At 70.8% G+C, this 22,611-nt stretch carries 20 protein-coding genes and 1 pseudogene; 14 read left to right on the forward strand and 7 right to left on the reverse strand.

The window, feature by feature from the left end; all coding sequences use genetic code 11:
- Positions 1-91: 91 nt before the first annotated feature.
- From ABZT17_RS39710 to ABZT17_RS39735, 6 genes are all read right to left on the reverse strand, one after another.
- Complete coding sequence (locus ABZT17_RS39710) at positions 92-1,081, reverse strand: zinc-dependent alcohol dehydrogenase family protein (protein ID WP_356356703.1); 990 nt, start codon at positions 1,079-1,081, stop codon at positions 92-94.
- On the reverse strand, positions 1,078-1,926 hold the full coding sequence (locus tag ABZT17_RS39715) for a carbohydrate ABC transporter permease (RefSeq protein WP_356356705.1): 849 nt from the start codon (positions 1,924-1,926) through the stop codon (positions 1,078-1,080). The genes ABZT17_RS39710 and ABZT17_RS39715 overlap by 4 nt, the downstream gene beginning before the upstream one ends.
- Positions 1,923-2,861 carry a sugar ABC transporter permease gene (locus ABZT17_RS39720; protein ID WP_356356707.1) on the reverse strand — a complete coding sequence of 313 codons (939 nt, stop codon included), beginning with the start codon at positions 2,859-2,861 and terminating at the stop codon, positions 1,923-1,925. The genes ABZT17_RS39715 and ABZT17_RS39720 overlap by 4 nt, the downstream gene beginning before the upstream one ends.
- Complete coding sequence (locus ABZT17_RS39725; RefSeq protein ID WP_356356709.1) at positions 2,858-4,231, reverse strand: sugar ABC transporter substrate-binding protein; 1,374 nt, start codon at positions 4,229-4,231, stop codon at positions 2,858-2,860. Before ABZT17_RS39725 ends, ABZT17_RS39720 begins: the two co-directional genes overlap by 4 nt.
- 74 nt (positions 4,232-4,305) lie before the next feature.
- Positions 4,306-5,073 carry a DeoR/GlpR family DNA-binding transcription regulator gene (locus ABZT17_RS39730; protein ID WP_356356711.1) on the reverse strand — a complete coding sequence of 256 codons (768 nt, stop codon included), beginning with the start codon at positions 5,071-5,073 and terminating at the stop codon, positions 4,306-4,308.
- Between the two features lie 324 nt (positions 5,074-5,397).
- Positions 5,398-6,207: an NAD(P)-dependent oxidoreductase gene (locus tag ABZT17_RS39735; protein ID WP_356356713.1), complete on the reverse strand. Its 810-nt coding sequence runs from the start codon at positions 6,205-6,207 to the stop codon at positions 5,398-5,400.
- A gap of 162 nt (positions 6,208-6,369) precedes the next feature.
- Between ABZT17_RS39735 and ABZT17_RS39740 the strand changes: the two genes are divergently transcribed.
- Both ABZT17_RS39740 and ABZT17_RS39745 read left to right on the forward strand, forming a co-directional pair.
- Positions 6,370-7,311 (forward strand): 5-dehydro-4-deoxyglucarate dehydratase, encoded by a 942-nt coding sequence (locus ABZT17_RS39740; RefSeq protein ID WP_356356715.1) that lies wholly within the window; start codon positions 6,370-6,372, stop codon positions 7,309-7,311.
- The gene (locus ABZT17_RS39745; RefSeq protein ID WP_356356717.1) at positions 7,308-8,471 is read left to right on the forward strand and encodes a hypothetical protein; all 1,164 of its coding nucleotides are present in this window, start codon (positions 7,308-7,310) and stop codon (positions 8,469-8,471) included. The genes ABZT17_RS39740 and ABZT17_RS39745 overlap by 4 nt, the downstream gene beginning before the upstream one ends.
- Here the strand turns inward: ABZT17_RS39745 and ABZT17_RS39750 are convergent.
- A complete protein-coding gene (locus ABZT17_RS39750) occupies positions 8,408-9,643 on the reverse strand; it encodes an MFS transporter (RefSeq protein WP_356356719.1) in 1,236 nt (411 codons plus the stop codon). The two genes, ABZT17_RS39745 and ABZT17_RS39750, sit on opposite strands and share 64 nt — an antisense overlap.
- Positions 9,644-9,871: 228 nt before the next feature.
- Between ABZT17_RS39750 and ABZT17_RS39755 the strand changes: the two genes are divergently transcribed.
- From ABZT17_RS39755 to ABZT17_RS39810, 12 genes and pseudogenes are all read left to right on the forward strand, one after another.
- Complete coding sequence (locus ABZT17_RS39755) at positions 9,872-10,483, forward strand: TIGR03086 family metal-binding protein (RefSeq protein WP_356356721.1); 612 nt, start codon at positions 9,872-9,874, stop codon at positions 10,481-10,483.
- Positions 10,484-10,626: 143 nt separating this feature from the next.
- Complete coding sequence (locus ABZT17_RS39760; RefSeq protein ID WP_356356723.1) at positions 10,627-11,283, forward strand: GntR family transcriptional regulator; 657 nt, start codon at positions 10,627-10,629, stop codon at positions 11,281-11,283.
- Complete coding sequence (locus ABZT17_RS39765; protein WP_356356725.1) at positions 11,280-12,191, forward strand: dihydrodipicolinate synthase family protein; 912 nt, start codon at positions 11,280-11,282, stop codon at positions 12,189-12,191. The genes ABZT17_RS39760 and ABZT17_RS39765 overlap by 4 nt, the downstream gene beginning before the upstream one ends.
- 26 nt (positions 12,192-12,217) lie before the next feature.
- A complete protein-coding gene (araD, locus tag ABZT17_RS39770) occupies positions 12,218-14,071 on the forward strand; it encodes an L-arabinonate dehydratase (RefSeq protein ID WP_356356727.1) in 1,854 nt (617 codons plus the stop codon).
- Positions 14,072-14,170: 99 nt separating this feature from the next.
- Positions 14,171-15,103 (forward strand): sugar ABC transporter permease, encoded by a 933-nt coding sequence (locus ABZT17_RS39775; protein ID WP_356356729.1) that lies wholly within the window; start codon positions 14,171-14,173, stop codon positions 15,101-15,103.
- A complete protein-coding gene (locus tag ABZT17_RS39780; protein ID WP_356356731.1) occupies positions 15,100-15,984 on the forward strand; it encodes a carbohydrate ABC transporter permease in 885 nt (294 codons plus the stop codon). Before ABZT17_RS39775 ends, ABZT17_RS39780 begins: the two co-directional genes overlap by 4 nt.
- A 43-nt stretch (positions 15,985-16,027) precedes the next feature.
- A complete protein-coding gene (locus ABZT17_RS39785; protein ID WP_356356733.1) occupies positions 16,028-17,170 on the forward strand; it encodes a Gfo/Idh/MocA family oxidoreductase in 1,143 nt (380 codons plus the stop codon).
- Entirely contained in the window at positions 17,170-18,015 is an 846-nt protein-coding gene (locus ABZT17_RS39790; protein ID WP_356356750.1) for a PmoA family protein, read from the forward strand. Before ABZT17_RS39785 ends, ABZT17_RS39790 begins: the two co-directional genes overlap by 1 nt.
- A 14-nt stretch (positions 18,016-18,029) precedes the next feature.
- A pseudogene (locus ABZT17_RS39795) lies at positions 18,030-18,800 on the forward strand (glycoside hydrolase); the annotation flags it as partial.
- A gap of 194 nt (positions 18,801-18,994) precedes the next feature.
- Positions 18,995-20,332, forward strand: coding sequence for a sugar ABC transporter substrate-binding protein (locus ABZT17_RS39800; protein ID WP_356356735.1), 1,338 nt, complete (start codon positions 18,995-18,997; stop codon positions 20,330-20,332).
- Positions 20,333-20,424: 92 nt separating this feature from the next.
- The gene (locus tag ABZT17_RS39805) at positions 20,425-21,216 is read left to right on the forward strand and encodes a rhamnogalacturonan acetylesterase (protein WP_356356737.1); all 792 of its coding nucleotides are present in this window, start codon (positions 20,425-20,427) and stop codon (positions 21,214-21,216) included.
- Positions 21,217-21,269: 53 nt separating this feature from the next.
- Complete coding sequence (locus ABZT17_RS39810; RefSeq protein ID WP_356356739.1) at positions 21,270-22,541, forward strand: pectate lyase; 1,272 nt, start codon at positions 21,270-21,272, stop codon at positions 22,539-22,541.
- The last annotated feature ends 70 nt before the right edge of the window (positions 22,542-22,611 follow it).

Below are 22,611 nucleotides of genomic sequence, written 5' to 3' on the forward strand. Positions count from 1 at the left end.
GACCGCCGCCATCTGGCACAACGACCAGACCGGAGAGCCGATCTACCGCTCACTGACCGCCTACGATCACTGACCCCTTGGAATCGATCATCTAGGGCACCACGACGATCTTCCTCCCCACCCCGGCCGCGAACTGGTCCAGTGCCTCGGGGTACCGCTCCAGCGGGGTGCGGTCGCTGATGAACACCTCGGGGTCGAGAACGCCGTTCGCGAAGAGCTCGGCGGCGCGTTCGAAGCTGTGCAGCACCGCCATGGAGCCGGTGATGGTGATCTCCTGGTTGTAGATCCGGTACGGGTCGATCGTCACGCGCGTCGCGTAGTCCGCCACGCCGAACTGCAGGAACGTCCCCGCCTTCGCCACCCGCTCCAGTCCGTCCTGGATCGCCGCCGCGTTGCCGGTCGCGTCCACCACCAGGTCCCAGCCCTGCGGGCGGTCCAGCTCGTCGGGGGTGGCGGCCGCGCCGGAGACACCCAGGCGCCGGGCCGTCTCCAGACGGTCGGGGTTGATGTCCACGACGTCGACGCCGGCCGCGCCCGTCCGCTTGGCGAGCTCCAGCATCATCAGACCCATGGTCCCGGAGCCGTAGACCAGGACGTGCGCGCCCAGGCGGGACCGCAGGACGTCGTAGCCCCGGATGGCGCAGGACAGGGGCTCGACGAGGGCCGCGTCCTGGGTGCGGACATGCTCCGGCAGCTTCACACAGTTGGCGACCGGGGCGAGCGCGAACTGGGCCGCGCCGCCCGCCGTGGTGACGCCGATCGCCGCCCACCGCTCGCAGAGGTTGTTGTGGCCGGTACGGCAGTAGCGGCACTCGTGGCAGTAGAGCGAGGGGTCGACCGCCACCCGGTCGCCGACCGCCAGCTCCGTCACCCGGGTGCCGACGCCGACGACCTCGCCCGCGAACTCGTGCCCGGGCACGATCGGCAGTTTCGGCGCGAACTCGCCCTGGAGGATGTGCAGATCGGTGCCGCACAGGCCGCAGGCCGCGACCTCGACGACGACCTCGCGCGGGCCCGGCACCGGGTCGGGGACCTCGGTGACGACGGCACGGCCCACGGACTCGATGACGGCGGCCTTCATTTCACGGCTCCCAGTGACAGGCCCTGGACCAGCTTGTCCTGGGCGGCGAACCCCGCGGCGAGCACCGGCAGGGAGATGACGAGGGACGCGGCGCACACCTTGGCCAGGAACAGGCCCTGGCTGGTGATGAAGCCGGTGAGGAAGACGGGGGCGGTCTCGGCGACCACGCCCGTCAGGACCCGGGCGAAGAGGAGTTCGTTCCAGCTGAAGATGAAGCAGATCAGGGCGGTGGCGGCGATGCCCGGCAGCGCGATCGGCGCGACCACGCGGGTGAGGATCGTCGGCAGGCGTGCCCCGTCCACCCGCGCCGCCTCGATGACGGCCACCGGCACCTCCGCCAGGAACGACTGCATCATCCACACCGCGATCGGCAGGTTCATGGAGGTGTAGAGGATGACCAGCAGCCAGATGTTGTCCAGCAGATGCGTGTTCTTGGCGAACAGGTAGATGGGCAGCAGCCCCGCCACCACGGGCAGCATCTTCGTCGACAGGAAGAAGAACAGCACGTCCGTCCACTTGCGGACCCGCCGGATGGAGAGTGCGTACGCCGCCGGGAGCGCGAGGAGCAGCACCAGGGCCGTCGACGCCACCGAGGCCACGGTTGAGTTGACCAGCGCCGGCCAGGGGCTCGCGCCACCGCCCGTGCCGAAGAACTCGCGGTAGCCGTCGAGGGTGAGGGCCGCGCCGAAGGACGGCGGGTTGGTGGCCGCGTCCGCCTCGGAGTGGAAGGACGTCAGCGCCATCCAGGCGATGGGCAGGAAGAAGACGATCCCGGCCAGCCAGGCCAGCAGGCCGAGCCCGGCTCCCTTGCGGCGGGGGCTTGTTCGTACGGCGACCGTGCTCATGCGCGGGACACCTCCTCGCGGAACAGGGACGACACCACGCGCAGGGCGAAGGTCGCGATGACGATCGAGCCGATGACCACCAGGACGCCCGCGGCCGAGGCGAGGCCGTTCTCATGGGCCTGGTAGAAGCTCTGGTACACGGTGTAGGGGAGGTTGGCGGTGCCCAGGCCGCCGGAGGTGATCGTGAAGACCGCGTCGAAGTTCTGGACGATGTAGATCGAGCCCAGCAACGCGCCGAGTTCGAGGTAGCGGCGCAGATGCGGGAGCGTCAGATGGCGGAAGATCTGCCAGTCGTTGGCGCCGTCGACCCGCGCGGCCTCCAGCTGCTCGTGGTCCCGGCTCTGCAGGCCGGCCAGCAGGATCAGCATCATGAACGGCGTCCACTGCCAGACCAGCGAGGCCTCGACCGCGAGCAGCGGCGTGCGGGAGATCCAGTCGGGCTGGGGGCCGCCCACATAGTGCAACAACCCATTGAGCAGACCGTATTCGGGGTTGTAGAGCACATGCTTCCAGAGCAGGGCTGCGGCCACCGGGACCACCAGGAAGGGCGCGATCAGCAGGGTGCGGACCACGCCCCGGCCCCGGAACCGCCGGTCCAGGAGCAGTGCCAGGGCCAGCCCAAGGACCAGGCTGACCAGCACCACCGTGACCGTCAGCAGGACCGTCGTCCACACCGAGTGGCGCAGGTCCGCGTCGGTAAGGACCTGCTGGTAGTTGTCGAGGCCGGTGAAGTGACGGGCCTTCGGATACAGGGCGTTCCAGTCGAAGAACGAGATCACCAGCGTGGCCACGAAGGGCAGCTGGGTCACCGCGATCATGAAGACCAGGGCGGGCAGCAGCGGGGCGCGGGTTGCCCAGGCGCGCAGCCGGGCGGACGGCCGGTGCGTGCTGCGTACGGGAGTCGCGGCTATCGGAGCCGTCGTTGTCGCGGTCATCGTCCCTCGTACTCCTTCGAGATCTTCTCGGCGAGCCGCTGGGCCTTCTTCAGCGCCGAGTCGACGGACTGGCGTCCGGCGATGGCGGCGCTGATCTCCTGGGAGACCTTGGTGCCGAGATCGGTGAACTCGGGGATGCCGACGAACTGGATGCCGGGCGCGGGACGCGGCTGCACCCCCGGATCATCGGGCCTGGCCTTCTCGATGGCCTCCTTGGTCATCTCCTGGAAGGCGGCGGCCGATGTGACGTAGTCGGCGTTGGTGTAGGTAGAGGCGCGTTTGCCCGCGGGCACGTCGGGCCAGCCGCTGGTCTCGCCGACCAGCTGCTCGTACTGCCTGCTGGACGCCCAGGAGACGAACTTCCAGGCCTTGTCGGGGTTTCGGGACGCCTTCTGGATGCCCCAGGCCCAGGTGTAGAGCCAGCCGGAGGAGTCGGTCCGCTCCACGGGGGCGGGGGCGTAGCCGAGTTTGCCCTTGACGGGGGAGCCGCTCGCCTCCAGCGAACCGGCCGCGGAGGTGGCGTCGTACCACATGGCGACCTTGCCCTGGGTCATGTTGTTGAGGCACTCGGCGAAGCCGGACTGGGCCGCTCCGGACTCGCCGTGCCTGCGGACCAGGTCGACATAGAACTTCGTCGCCTTCTCGAAGGCGGGCGAGTCGAGCCCGGCCTTCCAGTCCTTGGTGAACCAGGTGCCGCCGAAGGTGTTGACGACCGTGGTGAGCGGCGCCATCAGCTCGCCCCAGCCGGGCAGTCCGCGCAGGCAGATGCCCCGCATGCCCGGCTCGGCGCCGTCCACCTTCGCGGCCAGGTCGGCGACCTGCTGCCAGGTGGGGTGGGCCGGCATGGTCAGGTGCTTCTCGGCGAACACGTCCTTGCGGTACATCAGGAACGACGACTCGCCGTAGAAGGGCTGCCCGTAGAGCTTCCCGTCGTCGGCCGTCAGGGACTGCCGCATCGGCCTCAGGATGTCCTGTTCGTCGTACGACGGGTCCTTGGCGACATAGGAGTTCATCTCCTTCAGCCAGCCGTTCTTGGCGTAGATCGGTATCTCGTAGTTGGAGAGGGTCGCCACGTCGTACTGGCCCGCCTGGTTGGCGAAGTCCTGGCTGATCTTGTCGCGGACGTCGTTCTCCGGCAGCACGGTGAAGTTCACCTTGATGCCGGTCTCCTCGGTGAAGTGCGCCTTGGTGAGTTTCTGCAGCTCCACCATCTGCGGGTTGTTGACCATCAGGACGTTGACCGAGTCGCCGCCGGAACCGGACCCGCCCGCCCCGACCCAACAGCCGGAGAGCAGCGGGGCGAGCAGCGTCCCTGCGGCGGCCAGGGCGAGCGTGGCTCGCGGTGGCCGTCGTCGGCTCTGGGTTCGCATGGATCGCTCCTGAACATATGGGGAGATAAAGGGCGCGCCGAAGGCAGGGGGCGCCCCGGTCGGTGGGTGTGATCTCAGACGCGAATGACCTGGGGACCGAGCAGCGAGTACCGGTGCGCCTCCGCGGACGGCAGCAGCGTGCTGGTGACGATCGTCTCCAGCGCGCCGATCTCCGCGAACCGGCAGAAGCTGACGGCGCCGAACTTGGTGTGCACGCCGGCGAAGACCGTCCGCCGCGCGGCCCGCATCGCCTGTGCCTTGACCTCGCTCACGGCCGGGTCGGGGGTGGTCAGACCGTGTTCGCGGGAGATGCCGTTGGCGCCGATGTAGGCGAGGTCGAGGACGAATCCGGCCAGCATCTTCGTCGTCCAGTGGTCGACGGTGGCCAGGGTGCCGGGACGGACCCGTCCGCCGAGCAGGAGCACGGAGACGGTGTCGGCCTCGGCGAGTGCGCCGGCGACCGGCAGGGACGCGGTGACCACGGTCAGCGGGCGGTCCCTGGGCAGTGCCTCGGCGATGAGCTGCGGGGTGAAGCCCTCGTCGACGAAGACGGTCTCGGCGTCCCCGAGCTGCTCGGCCGCGGCGGCCGCGATCCGGCGCTTCTCGGGTACGTGACTGGTGGCGCGGAAGGCGAGCGTGGTCTCGAAGCCGGCGCTCTCCACGGGGTAGGCGCCGCCGTGGGTGCGGCGGACCAGACCGTGGTCCTCCAGGGCGCGGAGGTCTCGGCGCACGGTCTCCTTGGCCACGCCGAGCTGGGCGGCGAGGGCGTTGACGTCGACGGAGCCGGTGGCTCGTGCCGCTTGCACGATGTGCCGCTGGCGGTCCTCGGCTGTGCCGGGCATGTGGTCACCCGCCTTCCCTGCGCTGTGCCCGTTCGGGCCGTTGGGGGAAGTTCTACAGCGGGTGTGGGACCGTGACCAGGTCTGTTGCCGGAGGGATCGTGTCCGGGTGTGCCCGTTCGGGCGAGGTGCGCCCAGGAGGTCGGGGGGTGGCGGTGGTGTGCGGCGGCGAGTCCGTCGTGGCTGGTCGCGCCCGCGGCGAAGCCGCGGATGTCACTGCCCCGCGCCCCTGGGGAGGGCGCCGGCGCGCCTCCCGAGCGGCCGCCGTCCATGCCCGAACATGTCGGCGGGCGGGCCCGTTCGGTGCCCGCCCGCCGGGGGAGTCGGTCAGTACGGCCAGATCGGGGGGTCGCTGACGAAGGCCCCGCCCAGGTAGTCGTGCGCGATGTTGCCCGGCTCCAGTTCGCCCTGTTCGGCGATCAGCTTCTCGGCGAACTGCTCCGAGTCGTCCTGGGGGTCGTAGCCGAGGGCCCTCGCGGTCGACAGGTCCCACCACAGGCGGGTGTTGGCCGAGGAGCCGTAGACGACGGTGTGGCCCACGTTCTGGGCGGTCAGGGCCGCGTGGAAGAGGCGGGCGCCGTCGGCGGGGCTCATCCAGATCGACAGCATGCGCACGCTGGTGGGTTCGGGGAAGCAGGAGCCGATGCGCACGGAGACCGTCTCCAGGCCGTGCTTGTCCCAGTAGAGCTGGGCGAGGTCCTCGCCGAAGGACTTCGACAGGCCGTAGAAGGTGTCCGGGCGGCGCGGGGTGTCGATCGGGATCAGGGGGTCCTCGCCGCGGGGGCGCGGGGTGAAGCCGACCGCGTGGTTGGAGGAGGCGAAGACGATCCGGGGCACGCCCTCCTCGCGCGCCGCCTCGTACAGGTTGTACGTGCCCTCGATGTTCGCCTTGAGGATCTTCTCGAACGGGGCTTCCAGGGAGATGCCGGCGAGATGGAGGACCGCGTCGACGCCCCGCACGGCCTCGCGCAGGGCCTTCTTGTCGGCGAGGTCCGCGGTGATCGCGTCGGGTTCGCCCTCGATGGGGCGCACGTCCAGCAGGCGCAGTCGGTAGTCGAAGGCGGGGAGCAGATTCCGCATCAGGGTGCCGAGCCCGCCGGCGGCGCCGGTGAGCAGAACGGTGCGGGGGGCTGGCATCCTCGGGTCTCCTAGGGTTCGACGGCCAAGTGTGCGCCTGGCATTCACATTCATGGACAAAGTAAGGATCACTTCACTGGCTCGTCAAGGGTGGCGCAGCTCATGTTCATAAACATAAACTTCGATCAGAAGCCTGCACGATCGTCGTTCTAGGGAGAGCCTGTGACGCCTGCCGACCTCGCCACCCGACTCGGCATCCCCAGCGGGCCGCTGTTCTTCCCCGTCACCGCCTACGGCCCCGACGGCTCGCTCGACCTCGACGTGTACCGCACCCATGTGCGCCGCGGGGTCGAGGCCGGGGCCGCCGCGGTGTTCGCCTGCTGCGGCACCGGCGAGTTCCACGCGCTCACGCCCGAGGAGTTCGAGGCATGTGTGCGGGTCGCCGTCGAGGCGGCGGACGGGCGGGTGCCGGTCGTCGCGGGCGCCGGGTACGGCACCGCGCTGGCCGTGCGGTACGCGCGCCTGGCCGAGGCCGCCGGCGCCGACGGACTGCTCGCCATGCCGCCGTACCTCGTGGTCGCCGGCCAGGAGGGGCTGCTGCGGCACTACCGGGAGGTGGCGGCCGCGACCGCGCTGCCGGTGATCGTCTACCAGCGCGACAACGCCGTGTTCACCCCGGAGACGGTCGTCGCACTCGCCCGTACGGACGGCGTCATCGGCTTCAAGGACGGCCTCGGCGACCTCGACCTGATGCAGCGCGTCGTCAGCGCCGTGCGCGCCGAGGGCCCGGCGGACTTCCTCTACTTCAACGGACTGCCGACCGCCGAGCAGACCCAGCTCGCCTACCGCGCCGTCGGGGTCCCGCTCTACTCCTCCGCCGTGTTCTGTTTCGCCCCGGAGATCGCGCTGGTCTTCTACGAAGCCCTCAGGACCGGCGACGACACCACCGCTCACCGCCTCCTGGACGGCTTCTACCGCCCCTTCGTCGAACTGCGCGCCCAGGGCCGCGGATACGCCGTCTCCCTGGTCAAGGCGGCCGTACGACTGCGCGGACTGGACGTCGGCGAGGTCAGGCCACCGCTGCACGAACCGACCGAGGACCATGTGAAGCAGCTCGCTCAACTGATCGAGCGCGGATACGCGTTGTTGGAGGACGGCAAGTGAAGGCGTCGGCATTCGTCTACCCCTGGGACGTCATCGGGGACCCCAGGGCCGCGGACCGTGTCGCCGGGCTCGGCGTGCGGCAGGTGACCCTGGCCGCCGCGTACCACTCCACGCGCGCGCTGACGCCCCGGCACCCGCTCCACCGCATCGTCACGGCCGAGCACGCGGCCGTGCTGTACCCGACGGACGCGCGCTGGGAGGGCCGGGAGCTGCGGCCGTACGCGGCCGGTGACTGGGCGCCCTCGGACGCCTACGGCGAGGCCGCGGCGGCGCTCGCGGACGCCGGCCTCGAGGTGCACACCTGGGTCGTCCTCGCGCACAACTCCCGGCTGGGCGCCGAGCACCCGGACACCTCGGTCGTCAACGCCTACGGCGACCGCTACCCCTGGGCGCCCTGTGTCGCGCAGCCCGCCACGCGCGCGTACCTGATCGACCTCGCCGCCGAGGCCGCCGTACGCCCCGGGGCGGGCGGCACCGAGCTGGAGTCGCTGGGCTGGTACGGCCTCCAGCATCTGCACGCCCACGACAAGACCGGCGGGGTCGCCCTGGGCGACGCCGGGATGTATCTGATGGCGCTCTGCTTCTGCGCCGTCTGCCGTGCGGGATACGGCGAACAGGGCCTGGACGCCGACCGGTTGGCCGCCGCCGTACGGGACGCGCTGGAGCCGCTGTGGCGGGGGGCGCCGGACGACGGCGAGTGGGCCGGTGTCGAGAAGCTGCTCGGTGCGGAGACCGCGGCCGCCACGCGCGCGTGGCGCGACGAGACGGCCCGTACCCTCCAGGAGTCGGCGGTGCGCGCGGTGCGCGAGGCCGCGCCCGAGGGCTTCCAGGTACTGCTGCACGCCGACCCGGTGACCCATCACGTCGGCGCCAACCCCGGCGTCGACCCCGAGCACATCCTGTCCGTCGCCGACGGCGTGGTGGTGCCCTGCGCCGGTGGTCCCGGCCTGCTGACGCCGTTCGCCGAGCAGGGCCGGCGGGGCGCGGTCCTCGCCGCCAACCTCCCGGTGGTCGCGGGCATGGGCGGCAGCCCGGACACACTGGCCGCGGACGCGGCGGCGGCCCGGGAACTCGGCGCCACCGAACTGCGGCTCTATCACGCCGGGTTGGCGTCCGACGGCGATCTGGAGGCGGTGCGCTCGGCGCTCGCCCGGCTCTGAAGCAGCAGGGCGGCCGTCACCAGCAGGGCCACGCCGAGGACGAGCAGCAGCGGTCGGTAGCCGGCGAGTTCGACCAGGCCCGCGCCCAGGGCGAGGCCCAGCACGTTCGGCGCGAAGACCACCGTGTCCGCGCAGGCGCCGACCCGGCCGAGCAGCGCGTCCGGTGTGCCGCGCTGCACGGCCGTCAGCGCGGCGATCAGCACACAGGGCAGCCCCACCCCGCTCGCCAGGCCGGATGCCAGCACCACGGCGTCGTACGGCACCGCCCGCGCCGCCACCGCCACCGCCGTGAGGGCGATCCCGTACACGGCGAACCGGCGTTCCCCGAGCCGCCGCAGCGCCGGCCCCGACACCAGCCCGACGGCGACCGAACCGGCGCCCTGGACGGCGTAGAACGTGCCGGTGTACGCGGGGGAGTGGCCCAGGCCCGCGACGACGGCGTAGACCAGCGCGCCGCACACGCCCGTGCAGAACATCGTCGCCGCGCCCGCCAGGACCAGCGGGCGCAGCCCCGGGTGCCGCCACAGGAAGCGGGCGCCCTCGGCGGTCTGCGCACGCCACGCGCGCGTGGCCGGTGCGGGCCGCTCCTCGCGCACCCGCACGCACGCGTAGAGCCCGGCCGCGCACAGGAAGGTGGCCGCGTCCAGCAGGGCCACGCTCGGGCCGCCGTACACCGTGTACAGGCCCGCGCCCGCGAGCGGGGCGAGCAGCTTCATGCCCTCGCGGACCGTGGTGCGCAGCCCGTTGAAGTCGCCGAGCAGCTCGGCCGGGACGACTGCGGTGACCAGGGCGGACTCGGCCGCCGACTCGACGACCGAGGCGGCGCCGTACAGGAACAGCACGGCGAACAGGAGCCACAGCCGGCCGGGGGAGTCGACGAACAGGACGGTCGGCAGCAGGGCGGCGGGCAGCAGGTTGACGGTGATCAGCAGGGGCCTGCGGCGGGTGCGGTCGGCGAGGGTGCCCAGCGCCGGGCCCAGCAGGGTCGGCGCCCACAGGGCGAGCATGCACAGGGCGGCCAGGCCGTTCGAGCCGGTGAGGTCCTTCACCCACACCCCGGACGCCAGCCACAGCGCGGAGGTGCCGAATCCGGAGACCACGAGGGCGGTCAGGAACAGGGCCGCGTCGCGGTCCCGCAGGACGCGTGCCGGCGGCCGGAGCTTCATCGTCATGCCTGGTCATCGTGGGGCTAAGGCAGGGGAGCGGGGATCGGGCAGGTGCCCTAGAAACCGAGGGCGCGGCGGGCCGGGTGTGCCGGTGCGGTACGCGAGATCGATCTGGACGGGCCCCGGGCCGTCAGATGAAAGCAAGGCAAAGAGCACGCGGTCTGACGGCGGTGCGATGAGTTTCCGGGGCCGCGTCGGTCCACCTCACAGACACAGATCTGTGAGGAGTATCGAATGAACGACGTGACTCCCGACCGGGGACCGGCTCTCGACCTGGGACCCCAGACACGCGTCATCGCGCGGCTCGCCGAGGGCGTGCGCGACGACCGGCTGACGGCGCGGACCCCCTGTCCCGACTACGCGGTGCGCACCATGCTGGGCCATCTGCTCGGCCTCTCGGTGGCGTTCCGTGACGCCGCCCGCAAGGACCTGGGTGTCACGACCGCCACCGCTCCGGACCCCGCCACCACCGGCCTCGACCCCGACTGGCGCGAGGCGCTGCCCAAGGTGCTCGACGAGCTCGCCGACGCCTGGCGCGACCCCGCCGCCTGGACCGGAACGACCAGGGCCGGCGGCATCGACCTGCCCGGCGAGGTCGCGGGCGCCGTCGCCGTCGACGAACTGGTCGTCCACGGCTGGGACCTGGCCCGCGCCACCGGCCAGGAGTACCACCCCGACCCGGCCGCGCTCCGGCTCTCGTACGACTTCCTGCACGCGGCGGCCGAGGAGCCCGGCAGGGGTGGCGGCATCTTCGGGCCGGTGGTGGCGGTGCCGGCGGACGCGCCGCTGCTGGACCGGGCGGTGGGACTCAGCGGGCGCGACCCCGGCTGGCGGCCCGGGCTCTGACGTTCGGGTCCCGCAACCCCAACTTCCTTTGCCAGAAGCATTGACGAAACATACGGCCCCTCTTACCTTCAACGCGTCGTACTTCGTACGTCATATATGAGACGCGATACGCGAGATCAGATACGCGACACCGAGAGGGCCGCATGACCTCTGTGCCCACGCCGATCCCGTCCCGCACGCAGTACGTGCTGGACGCGATCAAACACCGCATCCTCACCGGACAGCTGACCCCGGGTCAGGCCCTGGTCGAGACCGAGCTCGCCGCGCAGTTCGGGGTCTCCAAGACCCCCGTGCGGGAGGCGCTCAAGACCCTCGCCGGCACCGGACTCGTCGTGATGAGCCAGTACAAGGGCGTCACGGTGCGCATGGTGGACGCGGACATGGCGCGCGAGGTCTACGACGTACGGCTGCTGCTGGAGCCCGAGGCGCTCAGGCGCTCGGTGCGGCGCGGCGCCTCCCTCGACGCCGCGCGGGACGCGCTGACCCGCGCCGACGACGCGAGCGACACCGCCGAACGGTCCCTCGCCAACCGGGAGTTCCACCGCGCCCTCTATGTCCCCTGCGGCAACCCGCTGCTCGGCCGGATGCTCGACGAGGTGCGTGACCAGGCCGCTCTCGTCTCCGCCGTCGCCTGGGCCGCCGACCCCTCCTGGGAACGGGAGGCCGCCGAGCACCGCGAGATCCTCCGGCTCGCCCTGGAGGGCGACTCGGACGGCGCCGCCCGCGCGCTCCACGCCCATATCGCGTCCTTCGTCCAGCGGGCGTTCCCCGAGGCGCCGGAACAGGAAGGTCAGGCATGAGCGGCGCGACGTTCGAGACCCAGCGGGCGGCCCTGGCCGACGTGGTGGCGATCCCGGTGACCCCTTTCGCCGAGGACGGCACCGTCGACCGCGACGCCCACCGGGCCCTGCTGCGCCGTCTGCTCGAAGGCGGGGTGCGCACCCTCACGCCCAACGGCAACACCGGCGAGTTCTACGCCCTCACCCCCGAAGAGCGCCGTCTGGTCACGGAGTTGACCATCGACGAGGCCGGTGACCGGGCGGTCGTCCTCGTCGGCGTCGGACACGACGTGCCGACCGCCGTCGCCTCCGCCCGGCACGCCCGTGAACTCGGCGCCCGGATGGTGATGGTCCACCAGCCCGTCCACCCCTACGTCTCCCAGTCCGGCTGGGTCGACTACCACCGTGCCATCGCCGAGGCCGTCCCCGAGCTGGGTGTCGTCCCGTACCTCCGCAACGCCCAGCTCTCCGGCCACCGCCTCGCCCAGCTCGCCGACGCCTGTCCGAACGTCATCGGCGTCAAGTACGCCGTCCCGGACGCCGCGAAGTTCGCCGCGTTCGCCCGGGACGCGGGGCTGGACCGTTTCGTGTGGGTGGCGGGGCTCGCGGAGCCCTACGCGCCCTCCTACTTCTCCGCCGGCGCCACCGGCTTCACCTCCGGGCTCGTGAACGTCGCCCCGTCCGTTTCGCTGAACATGATCGAAGCGCTTCGATCCGGCGACTACCCGGCCGCCATGAAGGTCTGGGAACAGATCCGCCGCTTCGAGGAGTTGCGCGCCGCGAACGGCTCCGCCGACAACGTCACCGTCGTCAAGGAGGCTCTCGCCTCCCTCGGCCTGTGCCGCCGCGACGTCCGCCCGCCCAGCCGGACGCTGCCCGACGAGGAGCGTGCCGAGGTCGCCGCCATAGCCACCGGGTGGTCGATATGAACGCGCCTGCCGACAGGAACGCGCCCGTGGGAGAGAAGGCGCCCGCCGGAGGGGACGTGCCCACCGGAGGGGACGTGCCCGCCGGAGCGGATCGGCCCGCCGGAGCGGACGGGCCCGCCGGAGCGGACGGGCCCGCCGGAGCGGACGGGCCCGTCACGAGAAAGCGGCCCGAGGACCTCAGAAGCCACCAGTGGTTCGGCACCGAGGGCCAGTTGCGCACCTGGTCGCACAACGCCCGTATGCGCCAGCTGGGTTACGAGGCCGAGGAGTACCGGGGCCGCCCGGTGATCGCCGTCCTCAACACCTGGTCCGACATCAACCCCTGCCATGTCCATCTGCGCGAGCGCGCCGAGGCGGTCAAGCGGGGGGTGTGGCAGGCGGGGGGCTTCCCGCTCGAGTTCCCGGTCGCCACGCTGTCGGAGACGTACCAGAAGCCGACCCCGATGCTCTACCGCAACCTTCTCGCGATGGAGACGGAGGAGCTGCTGCGGTCGTACCCGATCGACGCGGCGGTGCTGCTCGGGGGCTGCGACAAGTCGACGCCGGCGCTGCTGATGGGCGCGGCCTCGGCCGACGTGCCGTCGGTCTTCGTCCCCGCGGGACCCATGCTCCCGGGGCACTGGCGCGGTGAGACCCTCGGGTCCGGCACCGACATGTGGAAGTACTGGGACGAGCACCGCGCGGGCAACCTCACCGACTGCGAACTGCGCGAACTTCAGGGCGGACTGGCGCGTTCACCAGGTCACTGCATGACCATGGGGACCGCCTCCACGATGACCGCGGCGGCGGAGGTGCTCGGCATGACCCTGCCGGGCGCCTCCTCGATCCCCGCCGTCGACTCCGGGCACGAGCGGATGGCGGCCGCCTCCGGGCGCCGTGCCGTGGAGCTCGCCTGGACGGGGCTCGCACCGTCCGGGATCCTCACCCGCGAGGCCTTCGAGGACGCCGTCACCACGGTGCTCGGGCTCGGCGGCTCCACCAACGCGGTCATCCATCTGATCGCGATGGCCGGACGCTGCCAAGTACCCCTGACCCTGGACGACTTCGACCGCATCGCGCGCACGGTGCCGGTGCTCGCGAACGTCCGGCCCGGCGGACGGACGTACCTCATGGAGGACTTCCACTTCGCCGGCGGTCTGCCCGCCTTCCTCTCCCGGATCACCGATCTGCTGCACCTGGACCGGCCGACCGTCAACGGGACGCTGGGGGAGCAGATCGAGGGTGCCGTCGTCCACGACGACGACGTCATCCGCACCCGGGACAACCCGGTCGCCGCCGAGGGCGGGGTCGCCGTGCTGCGCGGCAACCTCTGTCCCGACGGCGCCGTCATCAAGCACATCGCCGCCGAGCCGCACCTGCTCAAGCACACCGGTCCCGCGGTCGTCTTCGACGACTACCGGACCATGCAACGCACCATCGACGACCCCGGGTTGAACATCACGGCCGACAGCGTGCTGGTACTGCGCAACGCCGGCCCCAAGGGCGGCCCCGGTATGCCCGAGTACGGCATGCTGCCCATCCCGGACCATCTGCTGAAGCAGGGCGTGCGGGACATGGTGCGGATCTCCGACGCCCGGATGAGCGGCACGAGTTACGGCGCGTGCGCGCTGCACATCGCGCCGGAGTCGTACGTCGGCGGACCGCTGGCCCTCGTACGCTCCGGTGACCCGATCACCCTGGACGTCGAGGCACGCACCCTCCAACTCAATGTCGACGACGAGGAGTTGGAGCGACGAAGGGCGGAGTGGACACCGCCGCCCACCCGCTACGAGCGCGGCTACGGCGTGCTCTACAACGACCAGATCACCCAGGCGGACACCGGCTGCGACTTCGAGTTCCTGGCCCGCCCGGGCAAGGCCGCGGATCCCTACGCCGGTTGACCCCTCCGAACGACGAAATCCGAGCAGAACCACGCACTCGAAGAAAGCGCTTCCCCCGTACTCGAACACGACCCACCGCAAGCGAACGGAGACCGTGTCATGGCCCAAGCCGCAGCCGTGGCGAAACCGCCCGCGCCACCCCGGCGGCGCCGTGCCTCCGCCACGCCGCGCAGGCTGCCGTACCTGCTGATCGCGCCGGCGGCCCTGCTGATGCTGGGCTTCATCGCCTACCCGGTGATCAGCGTCTTCTACTACAGCCTGCAGAACTTCAACCCCACCAAGCCATGGCGGAACGGCTTCGCGGGCTTCGACAACTTCGTCCAGATCTTCACCAAGGACACCCAGTTCTGGGACACGCTGACCTTCAGCGCCAAATGGGTCGTCGTCGAGGTCGGGCTGCAGCTGCTCTTCGGTCTCGCCCTCGCGCTGATCGTCAACCAGACCTTCGTCGGGCGGGCGCTCGGCCGCGCCCTGGTCTTCTCCCCGTGGGCCGTCTCCGGCGTGCTGACCTCCGCGATCTGGGTGCTGCTCTACAACTCCCAGACGGGCATCACCCGTTACCTCGCGGACGCCGGCATCGGCTCGTACGGCACGAGCTGGCTCTCCGACACCTCGACCGTCTTCCCGGCGGCCGTGGTCGCCGACCTCTGGCGCGGGGTCCCCTTCTTCGCGATCCTCATCCTCGCCGACCTGCAGTCCGTCTCGAAGGACCTGTACGAGGCCGCCGAGGTCGACGGGGCCGGCCGCATCAAGCAGTTCTGGCACATCACCCTGCCCCATCTGAAGGACGCCATCGTCCTGTCGACGCTGCTGCGCGCGGTGTGGGAGTTCAACAACGTCGACCTGCTCTACACGCTCACCGGCGGTGGACCGGCCGGCGAGACGACCACCCTTCCCCTGTACATCGCCAACACCAGCGTGGACGCCCACAACTTCGGCTACGCGTCGGCCCTGACCACGGTGGCGTTCGTGATCCTGCTCTTCTTCTCGATGGTCTATCTGCGGCTGAGCAAGTTCGGAGGTGAGAAGTGATCACCGAGATCGCACCCGCGCCCGAGCGCGTGACCACCGAGCCCACCCGGCCGGCCAAGAGGCGCCGCGCCTGGGACGAGGTCCCCCGCCGGCACATCTACCTCCCGCTCTCGATCTACCTCCTCTTCACCCTGATCCCCTTCTACTGGATCCTCCTCTTCGCCCTGCGCCGCCCCGGCTCGACCTCCCTCGTGCCCTGGCCGATGACCTTCGAGCACTTCGAGAAGGTCTGGAACGAGCGGGCGTTCGGCACCTACTTCCAGAACAGCGTGCTCGTCGGCGTCGCGACCCTGCTGATGACCACCCTGGTCGCGCTGGCCGGCGGCTACGCCCTCGCCCGGTTCGACTTCCGGATCAAGAAGGGCTTCATGCTGGCCCTGCTCTGCACCCAGTTCGTGCCGGGTGCCCTGCTCCTGGTCCCGCTCTTCGAGATCTTCGCCAATCTGCGGATGATCAACTCCCTGGTGAGCGTCATCATCGCCGAAACCGTTTTCCAGCTGCCGCTGTCGATGATCCTGATCAGCGGCTTCATCCGGAACGTGCCGTACTCCCTCGAAGAGGCCGCCTGGGTCGACGGCTGCAACCGCTTCACCGCCTTCCGCATCGTCGTACTCCCGCTGCTGCGGCCCGGGTTGATCGCCGTCGGATCCTTCGCCTTCGTGCACGCCTGGAACCATTTCCTGTTCGCCCTGATGTTCCTCAGCGACCAGAGCAAGCAGACCATCCCGGTCGGCCTGAACACCCTGATGAGCGCGGACAGCGTCGACCTCGGCGCGCTCGCCGCGGGCGGCATCATCGCGGCCGTGCCCGTAGTGATCGTCTTCGCCTTCATCCAGAAGTGGCTGATCACCGGCTTCAGCGCGGGGGCGGTGAAGGGATGAGCGCCCATCCGACACCCCGTACCTCCGGCCCCGGGAGGACCCCATGAGCGCGGACATCGTCCTGGCGGGCGCGCGCGGACACGGCCGCTGGCACCTCGACAACATCCGCAGGCTCCAGGACAAGGGCATCGTCCGGCTGGCCGGCCTCTGCGAGCTGACCCCGCTGGGCCGCGACGAGATCCCCGAGGGCCTCGGCACGCCCGAGCAGTCCGCCGACCTCGGCGCCCTCCTCGACTCGACCGGCGCGCGGATCGCGGTGATCTGCACGCCGATCCCGACCCACACGGACCTGGCCCTCACGGCGGCCGCGAGGGGCGTCCACCTGCTGCTGGAGAAGCCGCCCGCGCCCTCGTACGCCGAGTTCCGCCGGATGGCCGACGGCATCGAGGCGGCCGGGGTCGCCTGCCAGATCGGGTTCCAGTCGCTCGGCTCGCACGCCGTGCCGGCGATCCGCGAGATGATCGCCGAAGGCGCCATCGGCCAGGTCGTCGGGATCGGCGCCGCCGGGGCCTGGGCGCGGGCGGAGGCCTACTACCGCCGCACCCCCTGGGCCGGCAGACGGCGCCTGAACGGCGTCGACGTGCTCGACGGGGTGCTGACCAACCCGCTCGCCCACGCCGTCGCCACCGCCCTCGCGCTGAACGGCTCCCCGCGCGCCGAGGACGTCACCGACGTCGAGCTGGAGCTGCTGCGCGCCAACGACATCGAGTCCGACGACACCTCCTGCATCCGCGTCTCCACCGCACCGGGCCGCCAGGTCACCGTCGCCGCGACCCTCTGCGCCGAGAAACCCGGCGAACCGTACGTCCTCGTCCACGGGACCAGGGGGCGGATCACCTTCTGGTACAAGCAGGACCGGGTCCTGCTCCAGCGGGCCGACCACGGCCCCGAGGAGTACGAGTACGGCCGTACCGACCTGCTGGAGAACCTGGTCGACCACGTCACCGACGGCACCGAACTGCTGGTCACTCCCGCCTCGACGGGCGCTTTCATGAAGGTGGTCGAGGCGATCCGACGGGCCCCCGACCCGGCCCCCCTCCCCGCCGGGGCCTGGCATCCGGTCCCCGGCGAGGGCCGCAGGGCCGTCGCCGGCATCGACGCCCTCGTGGCCGCCGCGGCCGACACCCTCGCCCTCTACTCCGAGCTCGGCGCCGCCTGGGCCCGGCCGAAAGAGGTGAGCAGATGATGACGACGAGCGACTCGTCCGTCCTGCGCGTCGCCGGCCGCCCGGTCGGCCGCTATGTCACCCGGCCCGAACTGCCGCCGAGGTTCTCCCCGCGCCCCTACCTCCACCCCGTCACCACCCTGGCCGGTACGGCGGTCACCGAACTCGGCCCCGCCGACCACATCCACCACCTCGGCGTCGGTGTCGCCGTTCCCGACGTCGAGGGGCACAACTTCTGGGGCGGCAGCACCTATGTCCGCGACCGGGGTCCGACCGAGCTGGACAACCACGGCGCCCAGCGCCACATCGCCTTCCAGCTGCGGGACCCCGACGGCTTCGTGGAGGAGCTGCGCTGGGTGGCCTCGGGAGGAGAGCTGCTGCGCGAGCGCCGCACGGTGGCCGCCACCGAACTCACCGACACCGCCTGGGCGTTGGACTTCACCTTCTCCCTCACCAATGTGACGGCCGGTCCCCTCTCCATCGGTAGTCCCGCCACCAACGGTCGGCCCGGCGCCGCGTACGGCGGCTTCTTCTGGCGCGCCCGCAAGGAGCGGGACGCCCCGCGCGTCTTCACCCCCGACCGCGAGGGCGAGTCCGAGGTGCACGGCGATCGCGCCGAGTGGCTGGCCCTCGCGGGCGCCACCTGGACCCTCGTCTTCGCGGGCGCCACGGAACAGACCCGCGCCGACCCGTGGTTCGTGCGCACCGCCGAATACCCGGGCGTGGGCTCGTCGTTGGCCCACACCGAACGGCTCCCGATCGAGCCGGGCGACACCGTCGTACGGCGGGTCGTGACCGTCGTCGCCGACGGCCGGCTCGGCCGCAGCGAGGCCGCGGCGCTGATCCGCAAGGCGGTGAGCCAGTGACGACGTACACCAACCCCACGATGCGCTGGGGCGCCGACGGCTGGCCGGTCCTGGGGGACGACGGCGCGCCCGTCGCCGTGCACGAGCTGCCGGACCTGCCGCCCCAGCCGCCGGCCGCGCCCGCCACCGACGACGACTTCCCCGGCGGGCGCTTCGGCCGCCAGTGGAGCTGGACCGCCAACCCGCAGGACGGCTGGGCGACCCATCACTCCGCCGAAGGGCTCAGGCTGGCCTGCGTCCGCTCGGCCGACGCCCACGACCTGCGCAGGCTCCCGAACGTGCTCACCCAGCGGCTGCCCGGCACACCGTCGGCGATCCAGGTGGACCTCACCCTGCACAGCGAGGAGCCGGGGGCTCGGGCCGGGCTCGCGGTGCTCGGGGACGCGTTCAGCTGGATCGGGCTGGAGCGGGGCGCCGACGGGGTGGTGCGGGTGGTCCACCGGTTCGCCGAGCCGGTCGCCGAGGGGGAACGGGACGCCGGGCAGCCACGGCCCGCGCGGGGCGGACGCGTGCGGCTGCGGATCGAGATCGGGGCGGGGGCGCGCTGCCGGTTCTTCTCCACGGTGCTTTCCGGGGAGGCGCCTGCGGCATCTCGGGCATCTCAGGCATCTCCGGCAGCTCCCGGACCCCCCGGCGGTGCCGGTCCGCGCCCGTCCGGCCTGGTGTTCGCCGCCACCCCCTGGCGCTGGGTCGGCGCCCTGCTGGGGCTCTTCGCCGTCGCGCCCGTCGGACCGGGACACGCCGGCGCGGCAACCTTCACGCGCTTCAGGATCGACTCCTTGTAACCCGGCGCCGTAGCCACCCGCCGTAGCCACCGCGCCGTGGCGACCGCTGCAACTCACCGCACTTTCAAGCCTGTTGGGAGCCGCAATGACGCAGCACCTTCGCAGCAAGCGCTTGCCAAGCCCCCGGCCGCGCATCGGTCACTGACCCCCCACAACTTCATATCTCCGTTGGATCCAGAAGAGAGAGCCGACCAATGAAGAGCAGCATCCGCAGAAGCAGGCGCGCCGCCGTCGCCGTCGCCCTGGGTTCCGTCCTCGCGCTGACCGCCACCGCCTGTGGCGACGACGGCAGCGGCAGCGCGGGGGACAAGGGCAACGAGGGGTCCGGCAAGGGGGAGATCACCTTCTGGGACAACAACGGCGGTGTCCGGACCGACATCTGGAAGGAGATCATCGCCGACTTCGAGAAGAAGAACCCGGACATCAAGGTCAACTACGTCGGCATTCCGGCCGCGAGCGCCCAGTCCAAGTACGACACCGCCATCCAGGGCGGCGGACTGCCCGACGTCGGTGGGGTGGGCACCGCGATGCTCGCCGAGGTCGCGGTCCAGGGAGCGCTCGAGCCGCTGGACAGCCGGCTGGCGAAGAGCCCGCTGAACGGCAAGCTGAGCCAGAACCTGCTGAACAGCAGCAGGGCGGCGGGCGGCGGCGGCAAGCTGTACCAGATCCCGACCTCCTCGAACAACGGCACGCTGTGGTACCGGACCGATCTGTTCAAGAAGGCCGGGCTCGACGCGCCGACCACTTGGACGAAATTCTACGAGGCGGCCGACAAACTCACGAACAAGAGCAAGAACCAGTTCGGGTTCACCATTCGGGGCGGGGAAGGGTCCATCGCGCCGGCCCTCGACGCCTCCTTCAGCCAGAGCGGGATCACCTCGTTCTGGAACGGCGACAAGACGACGGTGAACGACCCGAAGAACGTCGCCGCGCTGGAGAAGTACGTCGCGCTGTACAAGAAGGACACCCCGTCCGCCGACGTCAACAACGACTTCACCAAGATGGTCGCCCAGTGGGACAGCGGCACGATCGGAATGCTCTCCCACAACCTCGGGTCCTACCAGGACCATCTGAAGGCGCTGGGCGCGGACAAGTTCCGGGGGCTGCCGAACCCCACGCAGGAGGACGGGACCCGGGTGCAGATATCCAACCCCGTCGACGGGTTGAGTGTCTTCAAGTCCAGCAAGAACAAGTCGGCCGCCTGGAAGTTCGTCGAGTTCGCCCTCTCGCACGAGGAGAACTCGAAGTTCAACCAGTCCGCGGGCCAGATTCCGGCGAACACGGAGGCCGCGCAGGACGCGTGGATCCAGCAGGCCGAGCCCACGAAGCTGGCCGCCGCCGCGCTCAACGGGGCCGACACCAAGATCGTGCAGTTGCCGTACTACCTGCCTGACTGGAACACGATCTCCAAGGCGGACAACGAGCCGAACTTCCAGAAAGTGCTGCTCGGGAAGATGACCGCGAAGGAATTCCTGGACACGCTCGCGGACCAGTTGAACAAGGCACAGGCGGACTGGAAGAAGAACCACTGAGGGTGGGTCGTCGGGTTTTCGTGGGGGGCTGCCGGCCGGTTGTGGCCGGTCGCGCGGTTCCCCGCGCCCCAGGGTCAGAAAGGTGAACGTCGTTGTCATTGAACCGCAGGCAATTCACCGGAGCCGTACTCGCCGCCGCTCCCTTCGCTCGCGCCCTCGACGGCACGGCTCAAGCCGCTCAATGTTCCCGCACGCTCTACATCGCCGGCGATTCGACCGCCGCCCAGAAATACGCCGATGCCGCTCCCGAGACCGGATGGGGTATGGTCCTCCCCTTCTTTCTCCGCAAGGAGCTGGCCGTCTCCAACCAGGCAGTGAACGGCCGGAGTTCCAAGAGCTTTGTCGACGAGGGGCGCCTCGACGCCATTCTCGCGACGATTCGGCCGCATGATCTGCTGCTCATCCAGTTCGCGCACAACGACGAGAAGAGCGACGACCCCACCCGGTACACCGAGCCCTGGTCGACGTACCAGGACTGTCTACGGCTGTACATCGAGGGCGCGCGGGCGCACGGGGCCCGTCCCGTGCTCGCCACCCCCGTCGAGCGGCGGCGGTTCGACGCCCAGGGCAACGCCGTGCCGACGCACGGCGAGTATCCGGCCGCGATGCGTGCGCTCGCCCAGGAGGAGCGGGTGGCGCTGCTCGACATCGAGGCGCTGTCGCTCGCGCTGTGGCAACAGCTCGGGGTCGAGGCGACCAAGACGTACTTCAACTGGACCGCCACCGAGCAGGACAACACGCACTTCAACCCGCCGGGGGCCATCGCCGTGGCCCGGCTCGTGGCGCAGGAGTCGCTGCGCACCCGGGTGCTGGCCCGGCACGACGTCATCCGGCTGCACGAGGACATTCCCCCCTCCTGGATCACCTGGCCGACCGCTAGCTGAGGAGCCGTACAGTGCGTACACAGAAATGTCATGGACGCGCCATAATATCCGTCGTGGGGTGCACCGCTCTGGTGCTGGGCGTCACCGGGGTCGCCTCCGCCCACGGGCAGACGCGGGACACCGGGCGGCAGACCCTGGGGGCCGGTGACGGCTGGGGGTCGTACGGCACCGGGACCACCGGAGGTGCCGCCGCCGACGCCGCGCACGTCTACACCGTCACCGACTGGGGCGGGTTCAAGGCCGCCCTGGCCGCCGGAGGCAGCGCGCCGAAGATCATCCGCGTCAAGGGGACCATCGACGCGGACGGGCCGAGCTGTGCCTCCTTCGAGGCGCCCGGGTACGACTTCGGCACCTATCTGAAGACGTACGACCCCGCCGTCTGGGGGCGCGACAAGAACCTGGACGCGGAGCCCGACGACAGCCCGGAGGGGCTGCGCCGCGCCTCCGAGGCGAACCAGACCGCCTCTATCGAGGCCCAGATCCCGGCCAACACCACCATCGTCGGCATCGGCGGGGACGCCGGCTTCAAGGGCGCCAGCCTCCAGATCAAGGGCGTCGACAACGTCATCGTCCGCAATCTGAGCTTCGAGAGCCCGCTCGACTGCTTCCCGCAGTGGGACCCGACCGACACCGCCGACGGCAACTGGAACTCCGAGTACGACACCGCGGTGGTCTACGGGTCCACGCATGTGTGGATGGACCACGACACCTTCACCGACGGCGACCACCCGGACAGTTCGCTGCCCTTCTACTACGGGCGGATCTTCGAGCAGCACGACGGCGAGCTCGACATCGTCAAGGGCGCCGACTACGTCACCGCCTCCTGGAACGTCTTCGAGGACCACGACAAGACGATCCTCATCGGCAACAGCGACAGCGCCTCCACGGCCGCCGTGGACCGGGGCCATCTGAAGGTCACCTTCCACCACAACCTGTTCTCCAACCTGGTGGAGCGGGCGCCCCGGGTGCGGTTCGGCCAAGTGGACTCCTACAACAACCACTTCGTCGCCGGACAGGGATACGGCTACAGCTACGGCATCGGCATGGAGTCCCAACTCGTCGCCGAGCACAACGCGTTCACGCTGCCCGACGGCACCGGGGCCGGTCTGATCCTGAAGAAGTGGAAGGACTCCCCGCTCACCGCCGACGACAACTACGTCAACGGTGAGCTCACCGACCTGATCGCCGTCCACAACGCCCAGGTGCCGGGCGAGATCCTCCGGTCGGGCGCCGGCTGGACACCGACCCTGCGCACCAAGGTCGACCCGGCCGAGGCGGTCCCCGGGATCGTCGACCACTGCGCGGGCGCCGGCCACCTGCGCTGACACCGGCCACCCGCGCGACACCGGCCACCCGTGCCGACGTCGGCCACCCACGCCGACACCCCGGGCCGGG

This window comes from Streptomyces sp. NPDC005648, from assembly GCF_040605395.1.
Lineage (GTDB): Bacteria > Actinomycetota > Actinomycetes > Streptomycetales > Streptomycetaceae > Streptomyces.